We start from the raw sequence: 20,950 nt of genomic DNA, 5'->3' as shown, positions 1-20,950 counted from the left end.
CTTGGTACCTGGGCAGTTTTAGCTGAGAGCAGGCCTAGATTGTGATCGCGATTTTGCCGCGGGTTTTGCCGGCGTCGAAGTAGCGCATTGCATCTGGAACCTGTTCCAAAGGGTAGGTCCGGTCGATGGCCGGAACCAGGGTTCCCGCTTCCAGGAGTCCGGCGAGGTGCCCGAGGTCCGCTGCGCCCTCGGTGCCAAAGACCATGGTCAGCCGTTGAGGGATGAACGGGGACAGTGCCAGGGCTCGGAGCTGCCGGTCCATGCTGCCCGTCCAGGACCCGCCTTCCTCGCCGCCGGTAATCACAGCCGTGCCGGTGCTGGTGAGCGCCCGGCGGAGACGGGACAGGGTGGGGTTCCCGGCGATGTCCAGGATCAGGTCGTAGTGTTCGGTGCCGTCGGCGAAGTCCTGCGTGGTGTAGTCAATGACGTGGTCGGCGCCGAGGGAGCGCACCAGATCCATCTTGGCGGTACTGCAGACGCCGGTAACCACGGCACCGGCTGCCTTGGCGAGCTGCACTGCATAGCTTCCGACTCCGCCCGAGGCGCCAAGGATCAGCACTTTCTGTCCCCGCACGGAATTGCCTGCGGCGCGGAGTGCCTGCAGGGCGGTGCAACCGGACACCGGAACCACCGAGGCCTGCACGAAACTGACATTGGCCGGCTTGCGGGCGAGCTGGCTTTCGCGAGCCGCCGCGTATTCAGCAAAGGGCCCTTTCCCGACGCCGAAAACATGGTCCCCTATCGAAAACCTGGTCACTGCCGCTCCGACTGCTACGACTGTGCCGGCCAGGTCAAGCCCCGGGACAGGGTTCTTAGGGGTGCGGATACCATAGGCCAGCCGCAGCGCGTACGGCAGGCCCGTGGTGACGTGCCAGGTCCCCCGGTCCAGTCCTGCCGCGTGAACCCGGACAAGCACCTCCTTGTCTGCGATTTTCGGCGTGGGAATATGCGCTAGGTGCAGGACATCGGCCGAGCCGTAGGCCTCGTGCACGATGGCCCGCATCGTGACTTCCGCCACGGTGGGGCCGTCCGAACGAGGAGTTTTCCTGGCTTGCTGACCAGAGGTCATGGCCGTTCCTTTCAAACATTTGAGTGATGATTCCAGTGATTCGTACACCGTACTAAAAAGAGTATCGTACGATGTACTGAACCGCTATGGCCCAAGGAGGTTTAAGTGTCGAGCACTACGCCGCCGGCGCCCCGGAAGCGACTTTCACTGAGTCGGGAAAAGGTGCTCGAGTGCGCCCTGGATCTCGCTGATGAGTCAGGAATTGCCGCTTTGACCATCCGCTCGCTCGCGCAAAGCATGGGAACCAAACCCATGTCGCTCTACTACTACGTGGCGAACAAGGACGAGATCCTGGATGGCATCGTGGACCTGGTGTTCAGCGACATCGAGCTGCCCTCTCCCGCCGGCGACTGGCGGGACGAAATGCATCGGAGGGCGCATGCGATGCGAGCCGCGCTCAAGCGCCATCCGTGGGCGGTCGGACTGCTGGAATCGCGCACGTCGCCCGGCGCAGCAACCCTGCGCCACCACGACGCGACGCTGGGCACGCTGAGGGCTGCCGGCTTTTCGGTTCCGATGACTGCCCACGCCTATGCCCTGCTCGATAGCTACATCTATGGATTCGCCCTCCAGGAAGCCGCCCTTCCGTTTGAGGGCCGGGACACCGCCGCCGAGATCACCGCCCCGATCATGGAGCGCTTTTCCGGCGGCGAATACCCGTACATGGTGGAGATCGCCGTCGAACACGTCCTCAAACCCGGTTATGACTTCGGGGATGAATTCGACTTCGGACTAAACCTCATTCTTGACGGCCTCAGCCGATCGATTCCGCGGAGCAACGCCTAGGTATACCGGCAGTTCCCCCAGGCTCCGGCGCAATTAGCAGCCGCAGGACCGGCGGATATGCCCCCCGCGTCACCAAGGCCGGCTAACCACGCGTTCTAATCAGTCGGATCCACTAAGGTCTCTCTTGACAATATTTCTGAGTGGACTCAGAATTGAGTGAGTTCAGCTTTTGGATCACCCCACGTCACAGAAGGAGCGCCATGAGGGCTTTCGTCGTCACCAAGTACAAGGAACCGCTGGCGGAGGCGGACGTTGCCGAGCCGGTGGTCGGTGACAGTGATGTGCTCGTGCAGGTCCAGGCGGCGGGACTCAACCCGTTGGACGAGAAGATCCGCCTGGGCGAGTTCAAGCAGATCCTGCCTTACAGGCTTCAGCTGATCCTCGGCAATGACGTCGCCGGCACAGTCATCGGTGTCGGGGCGAAAGTTCGCGGGTTCAAGCCCGGCGACGAGGTCTACGCCCGCCCCGACAAGGACCGCATCGGCACGTTCGCGGAGCGCATCGCCGTGGCCGAGGCCGACCTCGCGCTGAAGCCCTCATCGGCCAGCATGGAGGAGGCCGGCTCGCTGCCGCTGGTGGCCCTCACGGCCTGGCAGGCCCTCGTTGAGCAGGGCAACGTGCAGCCGGGGCAGAAAGTTCTTATTCACGCCGGGGCAGGCGGGGTCGGGTCGATCGCAATACAACTCGCCAAGCACCTCGGCGCCACGGTCGCAACCACCGCGAGCGCCTCCAATGCCGACTTCGTGCGCGACCTCGGAGCGGATACGGTCATCAACTACCGTACGCAGGACTTCGAGGAGCTCCTCAGTGGGTACGACCTGGTGCTCGACAGCCTCGGCGGGGAGAACCTTGAGAAGTCACTGCGCGTCCTGAAGCCCGGCGGGAAGGCGATCGGGATTTCCGGTCCGCCCGACCCGGCGTTTGCGCGCAAAGCCGGCCTCAGCCCTGTGCTCCGCCTGGCCGTCGCGGGGCTCAGCAGCAGGATCCGCAAACAGGCCAAGAAGCTCGGCGTCACTTACGAGTTCCTCTTTATGCGCGCCAGCGGCGACCAGTTGCGCCAGATCACCGGCCTGGTGGACGACGGCGTGCTGCGCCCGGTCGTGGGAAAGGTCTTTGACTTCGACCAGACCCCGCAGGCGCTGCAGTCCCTGTCCGACGGCGGCATCCGCGGCAAGGCCGTCGTCACCCTTACACGCTGACCAGCCGTCGGCAATGCGTCGCCAAGCCAACCAGGGAGAACAACCAGCATGAGCAACACCGCCCCGACCGAATCCGTCGTCACCTCGTACGCGAAAGCACCGACCCGCACCCTCGCCGCCGGTGACGTCACCTATGCCTACCGGGAACTTGGCCCCAAGGGCGGCATCCCCGTCGTGTTCTTCGTGCACCTTGCTGCGACCCTGGACAACTGGGACCCTCGCATCATCGACGCCATCGCGAAAAACCGCCATGTCATCACCTTCGACCAGCGCGGCGTCGGCGCCTCCACCGGCAACGTTCCCGGCAGCATCGAGGAAATGGCCGACGACGCCTACACGTTCATCAAGGCCCTCGGGTTCGACAAGGTCGACGTCTTCTCCTTCTCGCTCGGAGGCATGATCGCCCAGGACCTGGCTCTGGAACATCCTGACCTGGTCCGCAAGATCGTGCTGACCGGGACCGGGCCGCGTGGCGGCAATGACATCGACAAGGTTGTCGGCACAACCTACCGGGACATCCTCCGCGCTGTACTGACGCGGTCTGACCCGAAAGAGTTCCTCTTCTTCAACCGCAACGCCACCGGCAAGCCTGCCGCGAAGGCGTTCATCAGGCGACTCCAGGAGCGCACGGCTGACCGCGACAAACCGATCAGCACCAGTGCTTTCCAGAAGCAGCTGAAGGCAATCCAGAAGTTCGGCCGCTCCGCACCCTCGGACCTTTCGAAGCTCACCCAACCCACGCTCATCGCTAACGGCGATAACGACCGCATGGTGCCATCGATCCTCTCTGAGGACCTTCATCGGCGCATCAAGGGATCCGAGCTGATCATCTACCCCGACTCCGGCCACGGCGGGATCTTCCAGTTCCACGCAAGCTTCTCCCCCGCCGCCGTCGCCTTCCTAGGGCACTAACTAATAAAGTAGGCCGGAGCGCCATGAACTGGTCCCCGGAAGTTGGACTCGTAATTATGCGAGAACTCCAACTTAGAGGGCGAGTGATCGGCTCGTCCCAGAATGCCCCCTCCACTTGGAATGGGGCCTTCTCTGTGTGGAAGCTCGCTGACGATGCTCCTATAGCCGTCAGATTGAAGATGGCTTTTGGACTGATGAAACAATCTGCGTATGGATTCCACGCTTGAGGATGTGCCGCCGCGGCTGAGGCCCACACTGCGAATGCTATTGAAGAAGTGTCTCGACGATGAACGCATACGGGCGGTCTGGCTCGAGGGCTCGCTGGCGCAGGGATCGGCAGATGACTGGAGCGACATCGACATTCACCTAGCAGTGATACAACCGGAGAACTTCGCTGCGATCGAATGGCTCGCCTCGCAGGTGCATCTCGTCCTCGGGGATGCAATCCCTGGACTGTCGGGCTCCTTCATTTGCCTCACTTCCGATTGGATACAGATCGATCTGAATGTTCACTCCTCGGAAAGTGACTTCACGTCCGGGGTCTCGCGCCGCACGCTCCTTGCCCGCGGTGCTCCAATTCAGGACATAGCAACCACCCACTCTCCTCGCGGCCAGGCGTTCTTTCCCGCCCAAGATATCCAAATCTTCTTGTACTTCCTCGGCAAGACGATCGCATCGGTTCACCGCGGTGATCTCATTGCACTTTCGCGGGCTACTTCGATGATGCGCGACCGTCTCTTGGTCAATTTGCTACTAGCTGAGAACGGGATTCAAAGTGGGACGATCAGTAAGCGGATAGGGCAGCATTTGAGCGACGAACAGATGCAATGCCTGCAGGGAGTTCCTGCGTTTGGGCTCAGCGAACTCAGCATTCGAGAAGCGCAGCAGAAGCTGGCAGGCGCCTATTTGGCCCGCGCGCGCAAGCTCGCAGAAAAGTGTGGCGCTACTTGGCCGTTGGAGCTCGAAGAGGCCACCAAACACCTATGGCATCGTGAATTACGAATGTCTTGGTGAACCCGGATTCTCCGGGATCCGGGTTGACCGTCTTCCTGCAAGAACGCCCGCGACACCCTGAGAGGTAGCCAGACGAAGAATATCTGTGGGCCTAGGCCGCGAGGGCATGAGCACGGTATTGCACGGGGCTCAGCACGGTCTTCTTGGCCACCGTCCATCCTTGCTTGAGCAGTTCGATATGGAGCCGGCGGTGCCCGTACCGGCCGTGGTTCTTCTCGAAAATCCCTGTGACAGCGGCCTTCAAGGACGCGCCCGAGGATCCGGGGCTTGGCGGCGGGACTGGTGGTCGAAGAACGTCGACCGGGGCAGCCCCGCGACGTCCAGGAAAACTTCCAACCGATGCTCGGCCTTGAGAACCATGACAGCGCGGACCTTTAGCGCTGTTCCCCGTCCCTCAAGGCCTGTACTTTTCCCAGGCAGGCCACCTCTGCACGCAGGCGTTCGTTCTCGCCGCGCAGCTGCTGCAGCTCCGGTTGCGGTTGCGCGGGAGCCTGTGGTTTTGCCCTGGGTCGGCCTTTCGGTTTCGGGCGCAGACCCTCCTCGCCGTGAGCCGGTACTGGCTCGCCAACCGATCTCAAACAGCGCCACCGCGGCCTCGGGTGCCTCCGATAGCCGTCCGATAGCAATGGCGCCACCACACTTACGCGTGCTGGCGCCACGGCACACCCGCCTACGAGCGCGTGCCCACCAACTGCGGGTAAACCGCCTCGAGGGGTGCGCTAAGCCCGGCCTTGAGCTGGGCGGATGTTTCGTCCGCGAGGACCTCGTACGCTCCGGCCTCGGCCGCGTCGAGCACGGTTCGGACCAACACCGCCGGGTCGAGCTTCGGGTCGGTGGCGTGTGCGGCCATCGCGGTGTCGACGTACGCCACGTGGACGCCGACGACGTGAACTCCGGCCGGGGCGAGTTCCAGGCGGAGCGAGTTGGTTGCGGACCAGAGGGCAGCTTTGGTCGCACTGTAAATACCGGCGACGGCGTACCAGCTCAGGGCCGAGTGGATGTCGATGATCATCGCTTCGTCCTTGGCCGACAGGACGGGAGCGAACGCGCGGGCCACGAAGAGCGGGCCGAGGAAGTTCGTCTCGACGTTCCTGCGGATCTCCTCATCCGTGTGGGTGAGGATCCCGGGGCTGGAGACCGACGCGCCGGCGTTGTTGATCAGCACGGTCACGTCCGGTGCTGCCTCCACAGCCGACCTGATGGAAGCGGCGTCGGTGACGTCCAGGGTGAGTGGAACAATGCGTTCGTCGGTCCAGGTGCGGGGCTTGCGGGCGGTGGCATAAACCTTCGCGGCTCCCCTGGCGAGGGCTTCGTGCACAAAGTGCGTGCCGATCCCTCCGTTGGCTCCGGTGACAAGGACGACTGCTCCGTCGAGTGAGGGCATGGTGGTTCTTCTTTCTGCTTTGCGTCGATGGTTTGCGGCGCCACTACCGGACTAGGGCGGACGCTGGTGCTCCACCGCAGCGTGGGAGAATGAGCGAAGATAATTCAATCCACCACAGTAATGACTACACTCATAACTGAGTGCAGTCAGAATCTATTCCCCGGAGGTCCATCATGTCTCTCGCCTCCCAGCCGGTCGGACGGCGCGAGCGGAACAAGCAGCAAAAGCTCGACCGCATCACTGCCGCTGCCAGCGAACTCTTGGCCGAACACGGCATCGAGGATGTCACGACCCAGCAGATCGCCGACAAGGCGGACATCGGCACCGGGACGTTGTTTCTCTACGCGAAGACCAAAGGCGAACTTCTCCTGCTCGTGCAGAACGTCCACTATGCCGAAGCGCTCCAGCAGGGGCGGGCTGATGCTGCAACCATTCGGGGAACCCTCGATGCTGTCCTCGCGGTTGTGCGGCCCATCGTGGAATGCAACCGGGTCCAGGTCGACAACGGACGCACCTACCTGCGGGAAATGGTCTTCGGTGATCCTGAGGAGCCACGCCACAGCGAAGCCCTGTCCATCGTCGCACAAACTGAGGAAGCCATCGCTGACATCCTTTGCAGGGACAACCTTTACGGTGCGGACGATGCCACTACGACGGCCCGCATCGTCACCGCCATTATGTTCCTCAGCATGGCGGCGAGCGTGAACGCCGCATTGGGCATCGACGAGATTGTTCAGGACATCCGGACCCAGCTCAGCGTGCTGCTGGCGAAGGTCCCCATTCCCGGGGACTAGAGGTACATGACGGTCCGACGGCAGTCATTTCCGCGGCGTTGGACCGCTAAGACAGGAGTGCCTGCCCGGGGTAACCCCGGGCAGGCACTCTGGTCTAACCGAAAATCAGTTCGCCCCTGCGCCGACTCCCGCACCGACCTCGGCGCCGCCTGCCGCGCCGGCGAGTCGGAGCCAGGTATCCACCACGGTATCGGGGTTCAGGGAAACGGAATCGATGCCTTCCCCGACCAGCCACTCGGCGAAGTCCTCGTGGTCGCTGGGCCCCTGGCCACAGATGCCCACGTACTTGCCGCGCGCCTTGCAGGCCTTGATGGCCATGCTCAGAAGCTTCTTGACGGCGGGGTCGCGTTCATCGAAACCGCCCGAGACAACCGCGGAATCCCGGTCCAGGCCCAGGGCCAGCTGGGTCATGTCATTGGAGCCGATGGAGAATCCGTCGAAGTGGTCCAGGAAGTTGTCGGCGAGCAGAGCGTTGGAGGGAATCTCGCACATCATGATCACCTCGAGGCCGTTCTCACCGCGAACCAGGCCGTTCTCCGCCAGCAGGTCGATGACGCCGCGGGCCTCATCCAGGGTCCGCACGAACGGAATCATCAGCTTGACGTTGGTCAGCCCCATTTCGTTGCGGACAAAGGACAGGGCCTCGCACTCGAGGTCGAAGCAGTCCCTGAAGGTCGGGTCCAGGTACCGTGAGGCGCCGCGGAATCCGAGCATCGGGTTTTCTTCGTGCGGCTCGTAGGCGGGTCCGCCGATCAGGTTGGCGTATTCGTTGGACTTGAAGTCGGACATGCGCACAATCACGGGCTCCGGCGCGAAGGCCGCCGCGATGGTTGCCACGCCTTCGGCCAGGCGCTTGATGTAGTAATCGCGAGGGCTGCTGTACGCGGCGATGCGGTCCCGGATTTCGGCGGCCACGTCGGCCGGCTGGTCGTCGAGGTTCAGCAACGCCTTGGGGTGGATGCCGATCTGGCGGTTGATGATAAATTCCAGCCGCGCCAGGCCGACGCCGTGGTTGGGCAGCTGCGCAAACGTGAACGCCTGTTCCGGGGTACCGACATTCATCATGACCTTGACCGGCGCCTCGGGCAGCTGGGTGATCTCGGTTTCCTCGACGCTGAAATCCAGGAGACCCTCATAAATAGTGCCGGTCTCGCCGTCTGCGCAGGAGACAGTCACTTCGAGTCCGTCGGAAAGTGCATCCGTGGCATTCCCGGTGCCGACGACGGCGGGAATCCCCAGTTCCCGGGCAATGATGGCCGCATGGCAGGTCCGTCCGCCACGGTTGGTCACGATAGCGGAGGCACGCTTCATGATCGGTTCCCAGTCCGGATCAGTCATGTCGGCCACGAGGACGTCGCCGGTCTTGAACGCAGCCATTTGGTCGATGGCGGTGAGGATGCGGACACTGCCGGCACCGATGCGCTGGCCGATGGCGCGTCCCTCGACGAGCACCCGGCCAGCCCCATTGAGACGGAAACGGCTCAGGCTGCCGGCGGCACGGCGGGACTGCACGGTCTCCGGGCGGGCCTGCAGGATGTACAGGCCGCCGTCGATCCCGTCCTTGCCCCATTCGATGTCCATCGGGCGGCCATAGTGGTTCTCGATGGCAACGGCGTGCCTGGCGAGCTGCTCGACGTCGTCGTCGCTGAGGCTGAAGCGGTTCCGCAGCGAAGGCTCAACCGGTACGAAGTCGATGGTGTGCCCGACTTCGCGGCTGCTCGTGTACGTCATCTGGAGCGCCTTCTCCCCCAGTCCCCGCTTGAGGATGGCCGGGCGGCCCGCCTGCAGGGCGGGCTTGTAGACGTAGAATTCGTCCGGGTTAACTGCGCCCTGGACGACGGCCTCGCCCAGGCCGTAGGAGGACGTGACGAACACGGCGTCCTGGAACCCGGATTCGGTGTCCATGGTGAACATCACGCCGGAGGCCCCGACGTCGGAACGCACCATCCGCTGGACGCCGGCGGAGAGCGCCACCTCGGCGTGCTCAAACTTGTGGTGCACCCGGTAGGCGATGGCCCGGTCGTTGTAGAGGGACGCGAAGACGTCCTTGATTGCGAGCAGGATGTTCTCGATGCCGCGGACGTTCAGGAATGTCTCCTGCTGCCCGGCGAAGGAGGCATCGGGCAGGTCTTCCGCTGTAGCGCTGGAGCGGACGGCCCAGGAGAGGTCCTCGGAGCTCCCGTGCTTTTCCACCAGTTGGTGGTAGGAGTTCCGGATTTGGGCTTCGAAGTCGGGCAGGAAAGGCGTCTCACGCATGAGGGCCCGGATTTCCTGGCCGGCGGCGGCGAGTGCCGTCACGTCGTCGGTGTCCAGGCCCACCAGGCGGTCGGCAATCTTCTGGTCCAGGCCGGATTCTGCAAGGAAGGTGCGGTAAGCGTCCGCTGTCGTAGCGAAGCCGTCGGGGACCTGGACGCCGGCTGAGGTCAGATTTTGCACCATCTCGCCGAGGGAGGCGTTCTTTCCGCCCACTCGGTCCAAATCTTTGAGTCCGAGTTCTGAGAACCACAGGATGTCTGTCGTCATAGTTGCTGCTCCTTTGCAGATGATGGCATGCAGATGTGCCGCCCCGCTCGCGGCGATAGCCGGTCGGTGGGCGCGAATCCTGTCCACACTGACAGGTCTCGGGCGCTGTTTCCACATGATCTGCGCCACACTCACTTTGTGAAAATTTTCCCTAATGCTTCAGATTCATGCGCTGCAGAATGGTTGCAGCCATTTCCTCCACGGACACCGTGGCTGAATTCAGGTACGGAATCCGGTGGGAAACGTACAGCTGCTCGGCACTGCGCAACTCGAAGCCGCATTGGCGCAGCGACGCATAAGGTGAGCCACGGCGCCGTTCGGTCCGGATCTGGCTCAGGCGCAGCGGGTTGGAGGAGAGGCCGAAACACTTCTCAACGAAAGGCCTCAGGGGCTTGGGCAGGCCCTCCCGCGCGAAGTCCTCGTCCACCAAGGGGAAGTTCGCGGCAAAAATCCCGTGCTGCAGCGCCAGATACATGGTGGTGGGCGTTTTGCCGCAGCGGGAGGGAGCAACCAGGATGACCTGCGCCTTTTCCAGCGCGCGCAGGCTCTGGCCGTCGTCGTGTTCCATGGCGTACTCAACCGCGGCCATCCGGGATTGATACCGCTCCGCGTTTCCGAGGCCATGCGCCCTGCCCGGTTCGCCGCTGGCCGGCGAGCCGAGCGCCCGCTCCAGCTGTCCCACATGCGTCCCGATGAGATCCACGATGATCCCCTGGCACGTCCCCAGGGTCTGGCGGATGTCGCTGCTGACAGCGGTGGAAAAGACAATCGGCCGCAAGCCGGTGGCGGCCAGCTCATCTATCGTGCCAACCACCGCCCTGGCCTGTTCCACGGTGGTGATGAAGGGAACCGTGATGCGGTCAAAGTTATTGGCGGGGAACTGCGTCAACAAGGTGTTGCCGAGCGTTTCCGCCGTGATGCCTGTGCTGTCCGAGAGGAAGTAGACAGGCCGAAGATCGTCATTGGTCATGACCGCATTCTCTACCAAACACGGTCCGGTAGCCCAACTGCCGGGCCACATGGCATCTGGGCGGGTGTCTGTTATGGCGCCACAACTGCGGCGGCGGTAGCTTTGGATTACTTTTCCTTCGAAGCAGCCGAGCTACCGGAGGTACCGCCGATGCATGGCTTGTCCACGTCATTAGTCCTGATCGCGTTGCTGGCCATCGCAGCGCCCCTTGCAGCCCGTTTCCTTGATCGGGTGATCAAGGTGCCGATCGTGGTCTTCGAAATTGTCCTCGGGATCCTGCTCGGTCCCAGCCTGTTGGGATGGATTCAATCTGCCGAGTTCACGGATACGCTGGCCGATTTCGGGCTGGCCATGCTGTTCTTCGTAGCCGGCAACGAGATTGATTTCGCCGTGATCCGCGGCCGACCCCTCAATAGGGCGTCAGCCGGGTGGCTCATCTCATTGGCGGCAGGCTTTGGTGCCGGCCTTGTCCTCGCTCCCACTCTGGAGGCTGCAGTAATCATCGGCGTCGCCTTGTGCTCCACAGCTCTGGGCGCGCTGCTGCCTATCCTTCGGGACGCCGGCGAATCGAAGTCCCCGATGGGTATCGCAGTCACCGCACTGGGTGCGGCCGGGGAGTTTGGTCCTCTGGTTGCAATCTCGCTGTTCTTTAGTGGCAGGGAGCTGGGACCGGCAACAGCAGTTCTTCTCGGGTTTGTCCTCCTGACCGGTCTGGCGATATTTCTGGCCTCCCGGGCGCGGCACACACTGCTGCACTCCCAGGTCACCAGGACGCTCCACACCAGCGGCCAGTTCGCCGTCCGGTCGATAATGTTCATCCTCACCGTGCTCGTGGTGCTCAGCATGGTGCTGGGGCTCGACATGCTCCTGGGCGCATTCGCGGCTGGAGTCCTCTGGAAGGTTGCCATCGCACGTGCACCCGAAAAGGACCGGAAAGTCATCGAGGCGAAAATCGACGCCATCGCCTTCGGATTCCTGGTGCCGATCTTCTTTATCGACACCGGCATAGATTTCGACCTCCGCGCGCTGACGGCCAGCCCGGCGGCCCTCGCGCTGGTCCCACTGTTCTTGCTCCTCCTGCTCGTCATCCGCGGCCTGCCGTCATTGCTCGCCGCTCCCCGCAACTCCACCACTGCAGACAAACTGGCCATCATTCTGTTTGGAGCAACAGGATTGCCGATTATCGTCGCCGTGACATCGATTGGCCGGGAGGAGGGACTCATCTCAGGTGGAATCTCATCTGCCCTCGTCGGAGCAGGAATGCTTTCGGTCCTCCTGTTTCCGCTGCTCGCACTCCACCAGCACCAACGCAGGCCATCGGCACGCCGCCAACGCGGCGCCAGGAAATCCGCTAAGCGGAGCGAACCGGACCAGGCCGACGTCGCTGGTGATGCACCAAAGTAGACGTCGGAGGATCCGATGCAATGGATCGTGGAGTGCTTGCTTGTGCCTATGGAGCATCCGGCTGGACGCCGGCCCACTTGGCGAGCATGATGAAGCCGTGACGCCTGATGATTCGGGAACCGATGAGAGGCCGCGTCGTGCAACGACGGACGATGCCGGTGTGGTTGCCCAGCTGCTTCATGATTTCAACACCGAGTTCTCGACCCCGACACCTGGCCCTGACGAGCTAAGGTTACGGCTGAGGAAGCTTTTGGCGGGCGACGACGTCGTGGTGCTGCTTGTTGGGGAGCCGGCGAACGGTCTTGCGGTGCTGAGCTTCAGGCCCAATGTCTGGTACGAAGGGCCGGTCGCGATCCTCGACGAGCTCTACGTCCGTCCAGACCTGCGTGGGCATCGTCTAGGCAGCGCACTCCTGCGGGCCGCATGCGACCTGGTACGGGATCGTGGCGGCACGCTGATGGAAATCAACGTCGATGGCGAGGACACAGAGGCACGCCGTTTCTATGAAGCACGCGGGTTCAGCAACACCGAACCAGACGGCACCGACCCGATGCTGTACTACTACCAGGAGCTATGACAGCGGAGCGGTAAATAGCATCGAACAGAGGTCGTCCTGGTGGCCTTTCGGCCCGTGACTTTCTCGCGTTCTCCGGCCGCTGAGGCGGTACCTCCCTTTGCGGGTCGGCCCTCCCCCATAAAGTACGTAGGTGAGCAACAGAATCAGCACGTACGAGGCATGGCAGCGACTGCTTGACGGCAACGAGCGTTTCGTCACGGGTGATTCCCTGCACCCGAACCAGAACGCCTCCCGTCGCAGCGAGCTGGTGAACACCCAAAATCCGTTCGCGGTCATCTTTGGCTGTGCGGATTCCCGTCTCGCCGCGGAGATCATCTTCGATGTCGGCCTCGGCGACGTCTTCGTCGTCCGCACAGCCGGGCACGTGATCGACGACGCCGTTCTCGGCTCGCTCGAGTACGCGGTCGCGGTACTCCACGTCCCGCTGATCGTTGTCCTCGGGCACGACGATTGCGGCGCCGTCACGGCCGCGAAAGAGGCCGTGGAAACAGGAGAGGCGCCCGAGGGCCACATCCGCGACCTAGTTGAACGGATCACACCGTCGGTGCTGAGGTCGATGCGTGAGGACAAGACGGACGTCAACGACATGGTCGTCGAACACGTCAAGCAGACCGTGCGCCGGCTACTGGACAGCTCACGGATGATTTTCGAGGCGGTGGACAATTATTCCACCGCAGTCGTCGGCCTCACATACCGGCTCGAAGAGGGCCGGGCGCAGCTCGTCTCCACAGCCGGCGTCCTCTGAAGCTGACGGGCACAAATCTCTCCGCCCATTTCAGACACGTTCTGCGGCTAGGAGGGCTTGGGCCGGGCGCGCACGTGCATCCGCTCGCCCTGCTGCCCAAACAGGCTAATGAACTCGACGGGCCTGCCGTCAGCGCTGGCGAACCAGTGCGGCGTGTGGGTGTCGAATTCCGCGGCTTCACCGGGGCGAAGTTCAAAGTCCTTGTCACCCAGCACCAAACGCAGCCGTCCGTTGAGGATGTAGAGCCATTCGTAGCCTTCGTGAACGCGGGGGTCGGGCTCGGCTCCGCGGGCATCACCGGCGAGCACCATCTTAAAGGCCTGTAACCCGCCTGCGCGGCGCGTGAGAGGAACAGCCGTCATGCCGCCATGGGTGATGGGCCGGAGATGAATTCTGGGATCCCCGGTGGGCGGGGCGCCCACCAGGTCATCAAGGGGAACACCGTACAACCTCGCGAGGGGCAGCAGGATTTCGAGGTTTGGCCTGCGCTGGCCGGATTCGAGGCGGGAAAGGGTGCTGACCGAGACTCCTGATGCGGAGGACACCTCTCCGAGAGTGAGGTTCCGTTCCGCACGGAGTGTCCGAAGCCGGGGGCCGACCGCTCCGAGAACATCGTCAAGGTCAGTTGTCATCCGCCCAGTTTGCCATAACGGCAATTTTGTTTGCCAATCATGGATCGTGCGATGGACGCTGGTGTTACCGCCCAGGAACTCTGGACGGCGAACGACCGGGACTCAACGAAGGACACATCAGTATGGATACCACACGCTATGACGCCGTAATTGTGGGCGGCGGTGCGGCAGGACTCAGCGCAGCCACGACGCTGGGCCGGGCGCTGCGCTCGGTACTGGTCATCGATTCCGGAACCCCGCGCAACGCGGCCGCAGCGGGTGTACACGGTTTTCTGTCGAGGGACGGTATGGCCCCGCGGGAACTCCTGTCCGTAGGCCGCCGCGAAGTTCTCTCCTACGGAGGAACGGTGATTGACGGCGAGGCCGTTTCGGCACGGCAAACCCCCGAAGGATTCGAGGTGTTAATCGCAGATGGCCGCCGGTTCTTCGGCAGGCGCCTCCTGGTCACCACCGGACTAACAGACGAGCTGCCTCCCATCGCCGGGCTACGGGAGCAATGGGGAAAGGGCGTCGTGCACTGCCCCTACTGCCACGGCTGGGAAATCCGCGGGCAACGGATTGGAGTGCTTGGCACAGGCCCGCTGTCCGTCCATCAGGCCCTGTTGTTCAGGCAATGGTCCCGTAATGTCACCCTGTTCCTTAACGACGCGGTGGAACCCACCGACGAGGAGTGGGAAAAGCTCGCCGCGCGGTCCGTAACGGTCGTTGACGGCGCCGTGTCCGCCGTTGACGCTGTCGACGGTGTCCTGACAGGGCTCACGCTTCGCCAGGGTTCCGCGTTCGAAGTACAGGCGCTGGCTGTCGGAACACGGATGGAGGCCAGATCCGCGCTTCTGGAATCACTCGGGCTGCGTCCTCAGCTGCACCCATCGGGCGCCGGACGGTTCATCGAGACCGACGATATGGGTGCGACAGACGTCCACGGCGTGTATGCGGCGGGCAATGTCTCCAACCTAATGGCGCAAGTGATCGTTGCGGCCGCCGAGGGTGTCGTGACCGGCGCAAGGATCAACGCCGACCTCATCGAAGAGGAAACCCGGTGGGCCGTTGAGGGGCACTTCGGACCGTTCTCGGCCGCCTCGGAGGCCGCCGTCGCTAAAGTCGTCCTGGATCACCGAAGCCATGGCTTTGATGACGGGCACAAAGCCGCCGACCTGGGCCCTGCGGCCACAGTAGAAAGCTGACCGGCATGGATCACCAGCAAGATTTGACGCGGGACCATGGCCACCGGGCACACCAGCGCTCCGGCAGTTACGACCAGCACCGCATCCTCAACCTCGACGCCGAGGTTTTCGGCGACAACCTCGCGTCCGTCCTGGACTTTACCGGTACAACAGCTGTTCGCAGCGTCGTTGACCTCGGTGCCGGCACCGGCGCAGGTAGCCGGCTGTTGCGCAGGCGGTACCCTGACGCCGCGGTGACGTGCGTCGACAACGACCCGCAGATGCTCGAGCTGCTGCGCAAGCAGGGCTTCGCCGTGGTCGAGGCTGATCTCGACGACGGCTTCCCTTTGCTTGCCGGGCCCTCGCTCACGGCGGAAACGGTGGCCGAGGCGCCGGTTGACTTGGTTTGGGCAGCGTCCTCGCTACACCACGTCGCCCACCCCGCCCGGCTCCTATCCGGGATCCGCCGGGCACTTGCGCCGGATGGGGTCCTGGTCGTCGTCGAGCTTGCGGCTCTGCCCCGCTTCCTGGGCAATCCGCGCGAAGCGCTGCTGGAGCGGCGCTGCAACGCCGCTGCAGCCGCCGAGGGATGGAATGACCACCCCAACTGGGCACCGATCATCGAGGCCGCGGGGTTCGGCGTCACCCAGTCCGAGGTGACGACCATGGCACCCGTGACCCCGGCCGCACGGGAGTACGCCCAGCAGTGGTTCGCGCGCTTCTTGCACCTGGCGGCGCTGACCGCGGACGACCGCGACGCTGTGAAAAACCTGCTGGATCAGTTCTCCGACGACATCGAGCTGGAACCCCGCGCCACCCGGACCATCTGGGTTGCCACCCCGGCTGGAAAGTCTTCCTAGCAGACTTTCATGTGCCATAGTCTGGGCAGGCCAGCCTGCGGCCAAAGGGAAGGGAACCCCCCATGCTGATCTGCGCCACCTGCGCCGTCGAACGCGACGAACCTGTCCCGGGGCTATGCCCGATCTGCACCGATGAGCGGCAGTATGTGCCCGAGGACGGACAAAAGTGGCTCACCCTGGACGGTCTGGCGCAGGAGAGCCAGCAGACAGTGTTCAAGCAGAACGAGCCTGGACTTATCGGGATCAAGACGGAGCCAAAAGTCGGGATCGGCCAGACCGCCCAGCTTGTTGTGACACGCGAGGGGTCGCTGCTGTGGGATCCGGTCGGATATGTCGATGACAGTGCTGTGAAGGCAGTGCTCGAGCGTGGTCCGGTCGTGGCGATCGCCGCCAGCCATCCACACATGTTTGGTGTGCAGGTCGAATGGTCGCATCGGCTCGGAGGCGTTCCTGTATTTGTAGCGGACGCAGACCGGCAATGGCTAGGGCGTCATGATCCGACCATCAAGTATTGGTCCGGCAGTCACACTCTCGCCGAGGGGTTGGCACTACACCAGACCGGCGGGCACTTCCCGGGCAGCGCGGTAGTGCATTGGGCTGCAGGAGCGGCCGGTCGAGGAGTTCTACTGACCGGTGACAGCGTGTATCCGAATCCAGACCGCCGTTCCATCTCCTTCATGCGCAGCTATCCGAATCATTTACCTCTTTCGGGCGCGGTGGCGTTGCGAATCGCCGCGCAGCTGGGAAAGCTCAAGTTCGACCGAATCTACGGCAACTTCAACAACGTCATCGCGTCCGGGGCCAAGGCTGTTCTGCACGATTCGGCGCAACGGCACGCTGCTTGGGCGCGAGGAGACTTCGATCATTTGACCTGAACCGTCGGGATAAGTTGTTTTTGGACAAGCGGCGGCTGATTGGTCCAGCCACCCCTTGCATGACAGTTGCCGGAAACCGACGTTCGAGGAGGACGCAAAAATACCGTGCGGAGAATCCGGATAACACCGATGGTGGTGTACCCCAGATGGAAGCGATGGATGCCAAGTCAAAAATCCTTCTAATGCGCCATTTCGGTCAAGGGACGCAGGATCCGTCACACCCCTGAGGTTTTCGTGGCCTCGGCATCATCCACGAACGCCACTTGAGTCGTGTACTGCTGATAGAGCTGGACGGCATCTTCCAAGGGCAGGCGTCCGAAGTTCAACGCCGTTTGCAGCCCCTCGAGTTGCGCATTGCACGCCTCAGCTGCGCTGACCTTAGCGGCTACTGAATGCGAGTTAGCCAAGTTCGTCGCTACAGCAGCCACCACGGACATTAGCATCGCTGCAAGACAGAGCGCCTGCCAAACAATGGAGCTTTGTTCCAACGTAAGCGCTCCCTGAATCCCCGTAGCGAACTTGGTCCCGCCAAAAGCGGGGCCTGCGGTGAAGCCCGCAGCCAGCGCGCTACCGACAACGCTCGTCGTGGCCAGCCGGTTCCGACGAGGCCGTTCCTGTCGCAGGAACAGCTTGATCGCCGACTGCCGCTGCTCAATATTCTCGGAAAGTCTCTGACGAGCCTCTTGATCCTTCACGGCCTTCTCCCCGACCCGGTGTCTATGGTGCGGACCACCCGCGCGGAGAGGGTGATCCCTGAATACCCACGGGTGGCACCGAATTCCTAATGCTTGCGGCATCACCTGTTGAGCACCATCGGAAACAGCGTCTGAGACCTCACCCATTCGAGCACTTGTGGCGTTATTACCGCGTTACCGCGGGCGCGACCCTACGGAGACGACCACAGCATTACCTCGAATTCGATAACCTTCCTGCCGGCGATCTTGACCAAACCTTTAGCAAACGCAAGCCGATTCCTGATTCACGTGCAGAAGGATGAGGCAAGCGGGCCCGCCGGTTGTCGGGGGCAGCAAATGGCGGAAGGTCCGGACTCGCTTTCGGCTGACAGCCGAGGCGGGCACGCGCAGTGTACAGTCCGCGACCGACCACGCCCGTGCGTGATCGCTGATTAGAGAAGGGTGAAGGCCATGACCAGCGATGATCGTCCGTCGGGTATCCCGGATGACGATGAGTCGGACCAGGCGATGCCTTTCATGGGCACGCTTGTCATCCGCACATGGCAAGAGCCTGACCAGGTGCCCGCTTTTCGCGCCAGGGTTACGTATAACCAAGCGCCTAGCGGTGAACCGAGCATTTTCTCAACAGCTGATCCGGACAAGGTCGTCAGCGTAGTGCGCCAGTGGCTGTCCGCCCAACTAGGACCTCCTGGCGAGGCCTAGGGGGCTTCCCTCATTCGTTTGCGGCTGGCTGTGACCAAATGTCCGCAACAAGGCGCCGAATAGCCTCCGAAGGCATAAGCCCCATGTCCTCCTTCAGCTTTGCTCGATATTTTTCGAAGGCCCGAAGCGCGGCAGCATAATTGCCCTGCTGCTTCTCAGCCCGAATCAGCAGTGCGACGGCACTTTCATAGAGTGGCTCAATTTCCAGTGCCGCCTCGGAGGCCTCCACAGCTGACTCAGAGTCAAAGCGCGTTAGCGACTGCCGAGCAATGGTCTGAAATGCGTGAAGCCGGTCCTGCCGCAACCTGCTCTGTTCGAAGAGCACCCAGTCCTCATACCAGCCCGGCAGCAACTCTGCGGTCCGCAACTGCTGCAGACACGAGGCCACGTTTCCGTTCAATCCAAATTGGCTCAACTCACGCATCTGGGCACGGACTCTGTGCAGGTCCACGTCAACGCCATCACTCAGCGACAGCACCGCACCACCGTTTACGAGGAGGCCAGGGACTTGCCGCGAAACCAGATGCATACTGACGCGAAGGCTCTCAAGTGCCTTGGACTCGGGACACTCCGGCCACAACAGACCGACCAGGTAACTTCGGAGCCGAGGGCCGTTGATGGCTAGCGCAGTGATGAGCCGCTGTTGCCGTGCTGCGACATGCACGACGTCAGTGCCGAGACGAAGCTGCCAAGATTGAAGCAGGCTCAACTGAAAACCATAGCCGTCATTGCCCATGGGTACCCCCAAATCCAGCGTGGGTCTGAAGAGCTGGAACAGATCTAGAAACGACTTTCCGCAGTCGGGCGCGGGATGTCAATGACCGACGCCAGCCGCAGATTCACCGAAGGCAGATATGAGTGATATCCAGCATCCATAGGATTCAGGAGCAACATCTGTTACGCGAAGGGCGGGAAGAGAGAGTTCGCTCCAGAGGTCGGCTCTCTCGCTCCATTTCCCACGGGAAATTTCCGCAGGACCAGTAACGCGCCGATAACGGCTAGCCGCTATGGTGCCGGTCAGCGGACGGGCACACCAGTTCGAGAAATTCAAGCGGCCAAGGAGCCCAAGATGCCCAAACTACTCAGGCAGAAAATGATCGTTCTACGCGCCCCTGCCCTGCACGCCACCCGCGACCCCTTCGACGGACCGGCGGCCCGAGGGCTCAACACCGCTGCCCAGAACTTGGCGGAACGGGCAGCGGGAATGACAGTGGAGAGGACCGAAAACCCCTCAAGTTATATCATCAACGCCCTGCAAAATGATCCCACGGTCCTTGGCTTCGCCCCTGCGATGCCGATGAAACTCATCGAACCTCTGGCAGCACCTGCTGCACCGTCCGCTGCCGTGACATGGGGCGTCAAAGCCGTGGGCGCAGATGCCTCTCCCTACACGGGCTCCGGGGTGACCGTCTCGGTCCTGGACACCGGCATCGACGCCGACCATCCGGCCTTCGCCGGCGTTAACCTTGTCACGAAGGACTTCACGGGCGCCGGCAGCGCCGAGGACGACAACGGCCACGGCACGCACTGTGCGGGAACGATCTTCGGCCGCGACCTCGCGGGCCAGAGGATCGGCGTCGCCCGCGGCATCGAGAAAGCCCTGATCGGCAAGGTCCTCGGCGGCCCGAACGGCGGCAGCAGCGACATTCTTGCCACGGCGATGCTGTGGGCTGCCGACAACGGTGCCCATGTCATCTCCATGTCCTTGGGGATGGACTTTCCCGGCTGGGTGGATGAGCTGGTCCAGGTGAACGGTCTGTCCATCCCCGCTGCCACCTCGATCGCCCTCGAAGGCTACCGCGCGAACATCCGGCTTTTCGAACAGCTGGCAAACCTTCTCAACGCCCGTGCCTCCGTCGCTCAGACCACAGTTGTCATCGCGGCCGCCGGCAACGAAAGCAGACGTACCGGCAATCCCGCCTACGAGATTAACGTTGCCCCGCCAGCCGCGGCATACGGGATCACGTCAGTGGCAGCCTTGGCCGACGGCGGCGGCGGACTCAGCGTGGCGCCGTTTTCCAATACGATGGCGACCGTGGCCGGTCCCGGAGTCGGGGTTTTCAGCGCTTGGCTCAACGGCGGCACCAACACCATCAGCGGGACAAGCATGGCCACACCACACGTGGCCGGCGTGACTGCCCTGTGGGCGGAACGGCTTCTTGCGCAGGGGCCGCTGAGTCCGGTACTCCTGCAGGCCAAAGTGATCGCTTCCGGAACGTTCAGCCCGCTCAAGGCCGGCACCGACCCGTGGGATGTAGGCGCTGGCCTTGTCCAGGCACCCACGACCACCAGCTAGCTTCACCGGAAGGGGGCTGTCTTCTCTTGGTACGGCCAAGAAACCGTGCTGGCACGGAAGCGCGCAACCTCTGCCCCCACGGACCATAGGAGTGAGTGAACGGTGCAGGGCATACGGTCTGCCGGGAGCGGGTCCCTACACCAAACCGGCCAACGAAACCACACGCATCCACACCAGGAGAACCCCATGTTCAAAGACACCCTGCGGCAAAGGACAGGCCGGTCCGCCACAGCCGCCCTCATAGCCGTGATCCTTGCTTCCTTCGCCTTCGTATTCATTGGCAGCACGCTGACGGCGGCACCTGCCCACGGCCCTGTGTAGCGGTTCCAGCCAGGCTAATGGAAGTTGGA

General features: G+C 62.8%; 22 protein-coding genes. 14 read left to right on the top strand and 8 right to left on the bottom strand.

Annotated elements, in window-relative coordinates; genetic code table 11:
• Positions 1-34 precede the first annotated feature (34 nt).
• Positions 35-1,069: an NAD(P)-dependent alcohol dehydrogenase gene (locus J2805_RS22990; RefSeq protein WP_309980347.1), complete on the bottom strand. Its 1,035-nt coding sequence runs from the start codon at positions 1,067-1,069 to the stop codon at positions 35-37.
• A gap of 105 nt (positions 1,070-1,174) precedes the next feature.
• Here J2805_RS22990 and J2805_RS22985 point away from each other — a divergent pair, with 105 nt between their 5' ends.
• The 4 genes from J2805_RS22985 to J2805_RS22970 all read left to right on the top strand — a co-directional run bounded on the left by J2805_RS22985 (position 1,175) and on the right by J2805_RS22970 (position 4,980).
• On the top strand, positions 1,175-1,855 hold the full coding sequence (locus J2805_RS22985) for a TetR/AcrR family transcriptional regulator (RefSeq protein WP_309980346.1): 681 nt from the start codon (positions 1,175-1,177) through the stop codon (positions 1,853-1,855).
• Positions 1,856-2,055: 200 nt separating this feature from the next.
• Positions 2,056-3,054: an NADP-dependent oxidoreductase gene (locus J2805_RS22980; RefSeq protein WP_309980345.1), complete on the top strand. Its 999-nt coding sequence runs from the start codon at positions 2,056-2,058 to the stop codon at positions 3,052-3,054.
• 48 nt (positions 3,055-3,102) lie between these two features.
• Positions 3,103-3,966, top strand: coding sequence for an alpha/beta fold hydrolase (locus tag J2805_RS22975; RefSeq protein WP_309980344.1), 864 nt, complete (start codon positions 3,103-3,105; stop codon positions 3,964-3,966).
• Between the two features lie 210 nt (positions 3,967-4,176).
• Positions 4,177-4,980 carry an aminoglycoside 6-adenylyltransferase gene (locus J2805_RS22970; protein WP_309980343.1) on the top strand — a complete coding sequence of 268 codons (804 nt, stop codon included), beginning with the start codon at positions 4,177-4,179 and terminating at the stop codon, positions 4,978-4,980.
• Positions 4,981-5,071: 91 nt separating this feature from the next.
• Here the strand turns inward: J2805_RS22970 and J2805_RS22965 are convergent, their stop codons facing one another.
• Positions 5,072-5,224 carry an IS3 family transposase gene (locus J2805_RS22965; RefSeq protein ID WP_309980342.1) on the bottom strand — a complete coding sequence of 51 codons (153 nt, stop codon included), beginning with the start codon at positions 5,222-5,224 and terminating at the stop codon, positions 5,072-5,074.
• A 426-nt stretch (positions 5,225-5,650) separates the two neighbouring features.
• The gene (locus J2805_RS22960) at positions 5,651-6,364 is read right to left on the bottom strand and encodes an SDR family oxidoreductase (protein WP_309980341.1); all 714 of its coding nucleotides are present in this window, start codon (positions 6,362-6,364) and stop codon (positions 5,651-5,653) included.
• A gap of 173 nt (positions 6,365-6,537) precedes the next feature.
• Here J2805_RS22960 and J2805_RS22955 point away from each other — a divergent pair, with 173 nt between their 5' ends.
• Positions 6,538-7,158, top strand: coding sequence for a TetR/AcrR family transcriptional regulator (locus J2805_RS22955; RefSeq protein WP_309980340.1), 621 nt, complete (start codon positions 6,538-6,540; stop codon positions 7,156-7,158).
• A gap of 105 nt (positions 7,159-7,263) precedes the next feature.
• Here J2805_RS22955 and ppsA read toward each other — a convergent pair whose 3' ends face one another.
• Both ppsA and J2805_RS22945 read right to left on the bottom strand, forming a co-directional pair.
• A complete protein-coding gene (gene ppsA, locus J2805_RS22950) occupies positions 7,264-9,681 on the bottom strand; it encodes a phosphoenolpyruvate synthase (RefSeq protein ID WP_309980339.1) in 2,418 nt (805 codons plus the stop codon).
• A gap of 151 nt (positions 9,682-9,832) precedes the next feature.
• Positions 9,833-10,651 (bottom strand): pyruvate, water dikinase regulatory protein, encoded by an 819-nt coding sequence (locus tag J2805_RS22945; RefSeq protein WP_309980338.1) that lies wholly within the window; start codon positions 10,649-10,651, stop codon positions 9,833-9,835.
• A gap of 150 nt (positions 10,652-10,801) precedes the next feature.
• On the opposite strand from J2805_RS22945, the gene J2805_RS22940 reads away from it, so the two are divergent.
• The 3 genes from J2805_RS22940 (at position 10,802) to J2805_RS22930 (ending at position 13,377) form a co-directional block, all read left to right on the top strand.
• Positions 10,802-12,055 (top strand): cation:proton antiporter, encoded by a 1,254-nt coding sequence (locus tag J2805_RS22940; protein WP_309980337.1) that lies wholly within the window; start codon positions 10,802-10,804, stop codon positions 12,053-12,055.
• A gap of 97 nt (positions 12,056-12,152) precedes the next feature.
• Complete coding sequence (locus J2805_RS22935) at positions 12,153-12,632, top strand: GNAT family N-acetyltransferase (protein WP_309980336.1); 480 nt, start codon at positions 12,153-12,155, stop codon at positions 12,630-12,632.
• A 130-nt stretch (positions 12,633-12,762) separates the two neighbouring features.
• Positions 12,763-13,377 carry a carbonic anhydrase gene (locus J2805_RS22930; RefSeq protein ID WP_309980335.1) on the top strand — a complete coding sequence of 205 codons (615 nt, stop codon included), beginning with the start codon at positions 12,763-12,765 and terminating at the stop codon, positions 13,375-13,377.
• A gap of 47 nt (positions 13,378-13,424) precedes the next feature.
• Here J2805_RS22930 and J2805_RS22925 read toward each other — a convergent pair whose 3' ends face one another.
• The gene (locus tag J2805_RS22925) at positions 13,425-14,009 is read right to left on the bottom strand and encodes a helix-turn-helix domain-containing protein (RefSeq protein ID WP_309980334.1); all 585 of its coding nucleotides are present in this window, start codon (positions 14,007-14,009) and stop codon (positions 13,425-13,427) included.
• Positions 14,010-14,131: 122 nt separating this feature from the next.
• Between J2805_RS22925 and J2805_RS22920 the strand changes: the two genes are divergently transcribed.
• The 3 genes from J2805_RS22920 (at position 14,132) to J2805_RS22910 (ending at position 16,907) form a co-directional block, all read left to right on the top strand.
• Positions 14,132-15,193, top strand: coding sequence for an NAD(P)/FAD-dependent oxidoreductase (locus J2805_RS22920; RefSeq protein ID WP_309980333.1), 1,062 nt, complete (start codon positions 14,132-14,134; stop codon positions 15,191-15,193).
• Positions 15,194-15,198: 5 nt separating this feature from the next.
• The gene (locus J2805_RS22915) at positions 15,199-16,032 is read left to right on the top strand and encodes a class I SAM-dependent methyltransferase (RefSeq protein ID WP_309980332.1); all 834 of its coding nucleotides are present in this window, start codon (positions 15,199-15,201) and stop codon (positions 16,030-16,032) included.
• Positions 16,033-16,094: 62 nt separating this feature from the next.
• The gene (locus tag J2805_RS22910) at positions 16,095-16,907 is read left to right on the top strand and encodes an MBL fold metallo-hydrolase (RefSeq protein WP_309980331.1); all 813 of its coding nucleotides are present in this window, start codon (positions 16,095-16,097) and stop codon (positions 16,905-16,907) included.
• A 215-nt stretch (positions 16,908-17,122) separates the two neighbouring features.
• Here the strand turns inward: J2805_RS22910 and J2805_RS22905 are convergent, their stop codons facing one another.
• Entirely contained in the window at positions 17,123-17,602 is a 480-nt protein-coding gene (locus J2805_RS22905) for a hypothetical protein (RefSeq protein WP_309980330.1), read from the bottom strand.
• 450 nt (positions 17,603-18,052) lie between these two features.
• Between J2805_RS22905 and J2805_RS22900 the strand changes: the two genes are divergently transcribed.
• The gene (locus tag J2805_RS22900; RefSeq protein WP_309980329.1) at positions 18,053-18,304 is read left to right on the top strand and encodes a hypothetical protein; all 252 of its coding nucleotides are present in this window, start codon (positions 18,053-18,055) and stop codon (positions 18,302-18,304) included.
• 10 nt (positions 18,305-18,314) lie between these two features.
• On the opposite strand, the gene J2805_RS22895 is transcribed toward J2805_RS22900, so the two are convergent.
• Positions 18,315-19,040: an AfsR/SARP family transcriptional regulator gene (locus J2805_RS22895; RefSeq protein WP_309980328.1), complete on the bottom strand. Its 726-nt coding sequence runs from the start codon at positions 19,038-19,040 to the stop codon at positions 18,315-18,317.
• 333 nt (positions 19,041-19,373) lie between these two features.
• Here J2805_RS22895 and J2805_RS22890 point away from each other — a divergent pair, with 333 nt between their 5' ends.
• Together J2805_RS22890 and J2805_RS22885 are read left to right on the top strand one after the other, a co-directional pair.
• Entirely contained in the window at positions 19,374-20,600 is a 1,227-nt protein-coding gene (locus J2805_RS22890; protein WP_309980327.1) for a S8 family peptidase, read from the top strand.
• Between the two features lie 186 nt (positions 20,601-20,786).
• Positions 20,787-20,921, top strand: a complete 135-nt coding sequence (locus J2805_RS22885; protein WP_309980326.1) for a hypothetical protein — start codon at positions 20,787-20,789, stop codon at positions 20,919-20,921.
• The last annotated feature ends 29 nt before the right edge of the window (positions 20,922-20,950 follow it).

The organism is Arthrobacter oryzae (genome assembly GCF_031454875.1).
In the GTDB taxonomy this organism is placed as follows: domain Bacteria; phylum Actinomycetota; class Actinomycetes; order Actinomycetales; family Micrococcaceae; genus Arthrobacter; species Arthrobacter oryzae_D.
This window is presented reverse-complemented; position numbering and strand designations above follow the sequence as displayed.

Coding starts and splice junctions, on each gene's coding strand:
- J2805_RS22990 (WP_309980347.1), bottom strand. CDS start 1,069: ATGACCTCTGGTCAGCAAGCCAGGAAAACTCCTCGTTCGGACGGCCCC.
- J2805_RS22980 (WP_309980345.1), top strand. CDS start 2,056: ATGAGGGCTTTCGTCGTCACCAAGTACAAGGAACCGCTGGCGGAGGCG.
- J2805_RS22975 (WP_309980344.1), top strand. CDS start 3,103: ATGAGCAACACCGCCCCGACCGAATCCGTCGTCACCTCGTACGCGAAA.
- J2805_RS22970 (WP_309980343.1), top strand. CDS start 4,177: ATGGATTCCACGCTTGAGGATGTGCCGCCGCGGCTGAGGCCCACACTG.
- J2805_RS22960 (WP_309980341.1), bottom strand. CDS start 6,364: ATGCCCTCACTCGACGGAGCAGTCGTCCTTGTCACCGGAGCCAACGGA.
- J2805_RS22955 (WP_309980340.1), top strand. CDS start 6,538: ATGTCTCTCGCCTCCCAGCCGGTCGGACGGCGCGAGCGGAACAAGCAG.
- ppsA (WP_309980339.1), bottom strand. CDS start 9,681: ATGACGACAGACATCCTGTGGTTCTCAGAACTCGGACTCAAAGATTTG.
- J2805_RS22945 (WP_309980338.1), bottom strand. CDS start 10,651: ATGACCAATGACGATCTTCGGCCTGTCTACTTCCTCTCGGACAGCACA.
- J2805_RS22940 (WP_309980337.1), top strand. CDS start 10,802: ATGCATGGCTTGTCCACGTCATTAGTCCTGATCGCGTTGCTGGCCATC.
- J2805_RS22925 (WP_309980334.1), bottom strand. CDS start 14,009: ATGACAACTGACCTTGACGATGTTCTCGGAGCGGTCGGCCCCCGGCTT.
- J2805_RS22920 (WP_309980333.1), top strand. CDS start 14,132: ATGGATACCACACGCTATGACGCCGTAATTGTGGGCGGCGGTGCGGCA.
- J2805_RS22915 (WP_309980332.1), top strand. CDS start 15,199: ATGGATCACCAGCAAGATTTGACGCGGGACCATGGCCACCGGGCACAC.
- J2805_RS22910 (WP_309980331.1), top strand. CDS start 16,095: ATGCTGATCTGCGCCACCTGCGCCGTCGAACGCGACGAACCTGTCCCG.
- J2805_RS22900 (WP_309980329.1), top strand. CDS start 18,053: ATGACCAGCGATGATCGTCCGTCGGGTATCCCGGATGACGATGAGTCG.
- J2805_RS22895 (WP_309980328.1), bottom strand. CDS start 19,040: ATGGGCAATGACGGCTATGGTTTTCAGTTGAGCCTGCTTCAATCTTGG.
- J2805_RS22890 (WP_309980327.1), top strand. CDS start 19,374: ATGCCCAAACTACTCAGGCAGAAAATGATCGTTCTACGCGCCCCTGCC.
- J2805_RS22885 (WP_309980326.1), top strand. CDS start 20,787: ATGTTCAAAGACACCCTGCGGCAAAGGACAGGCCGGTCCGCCACAGCC.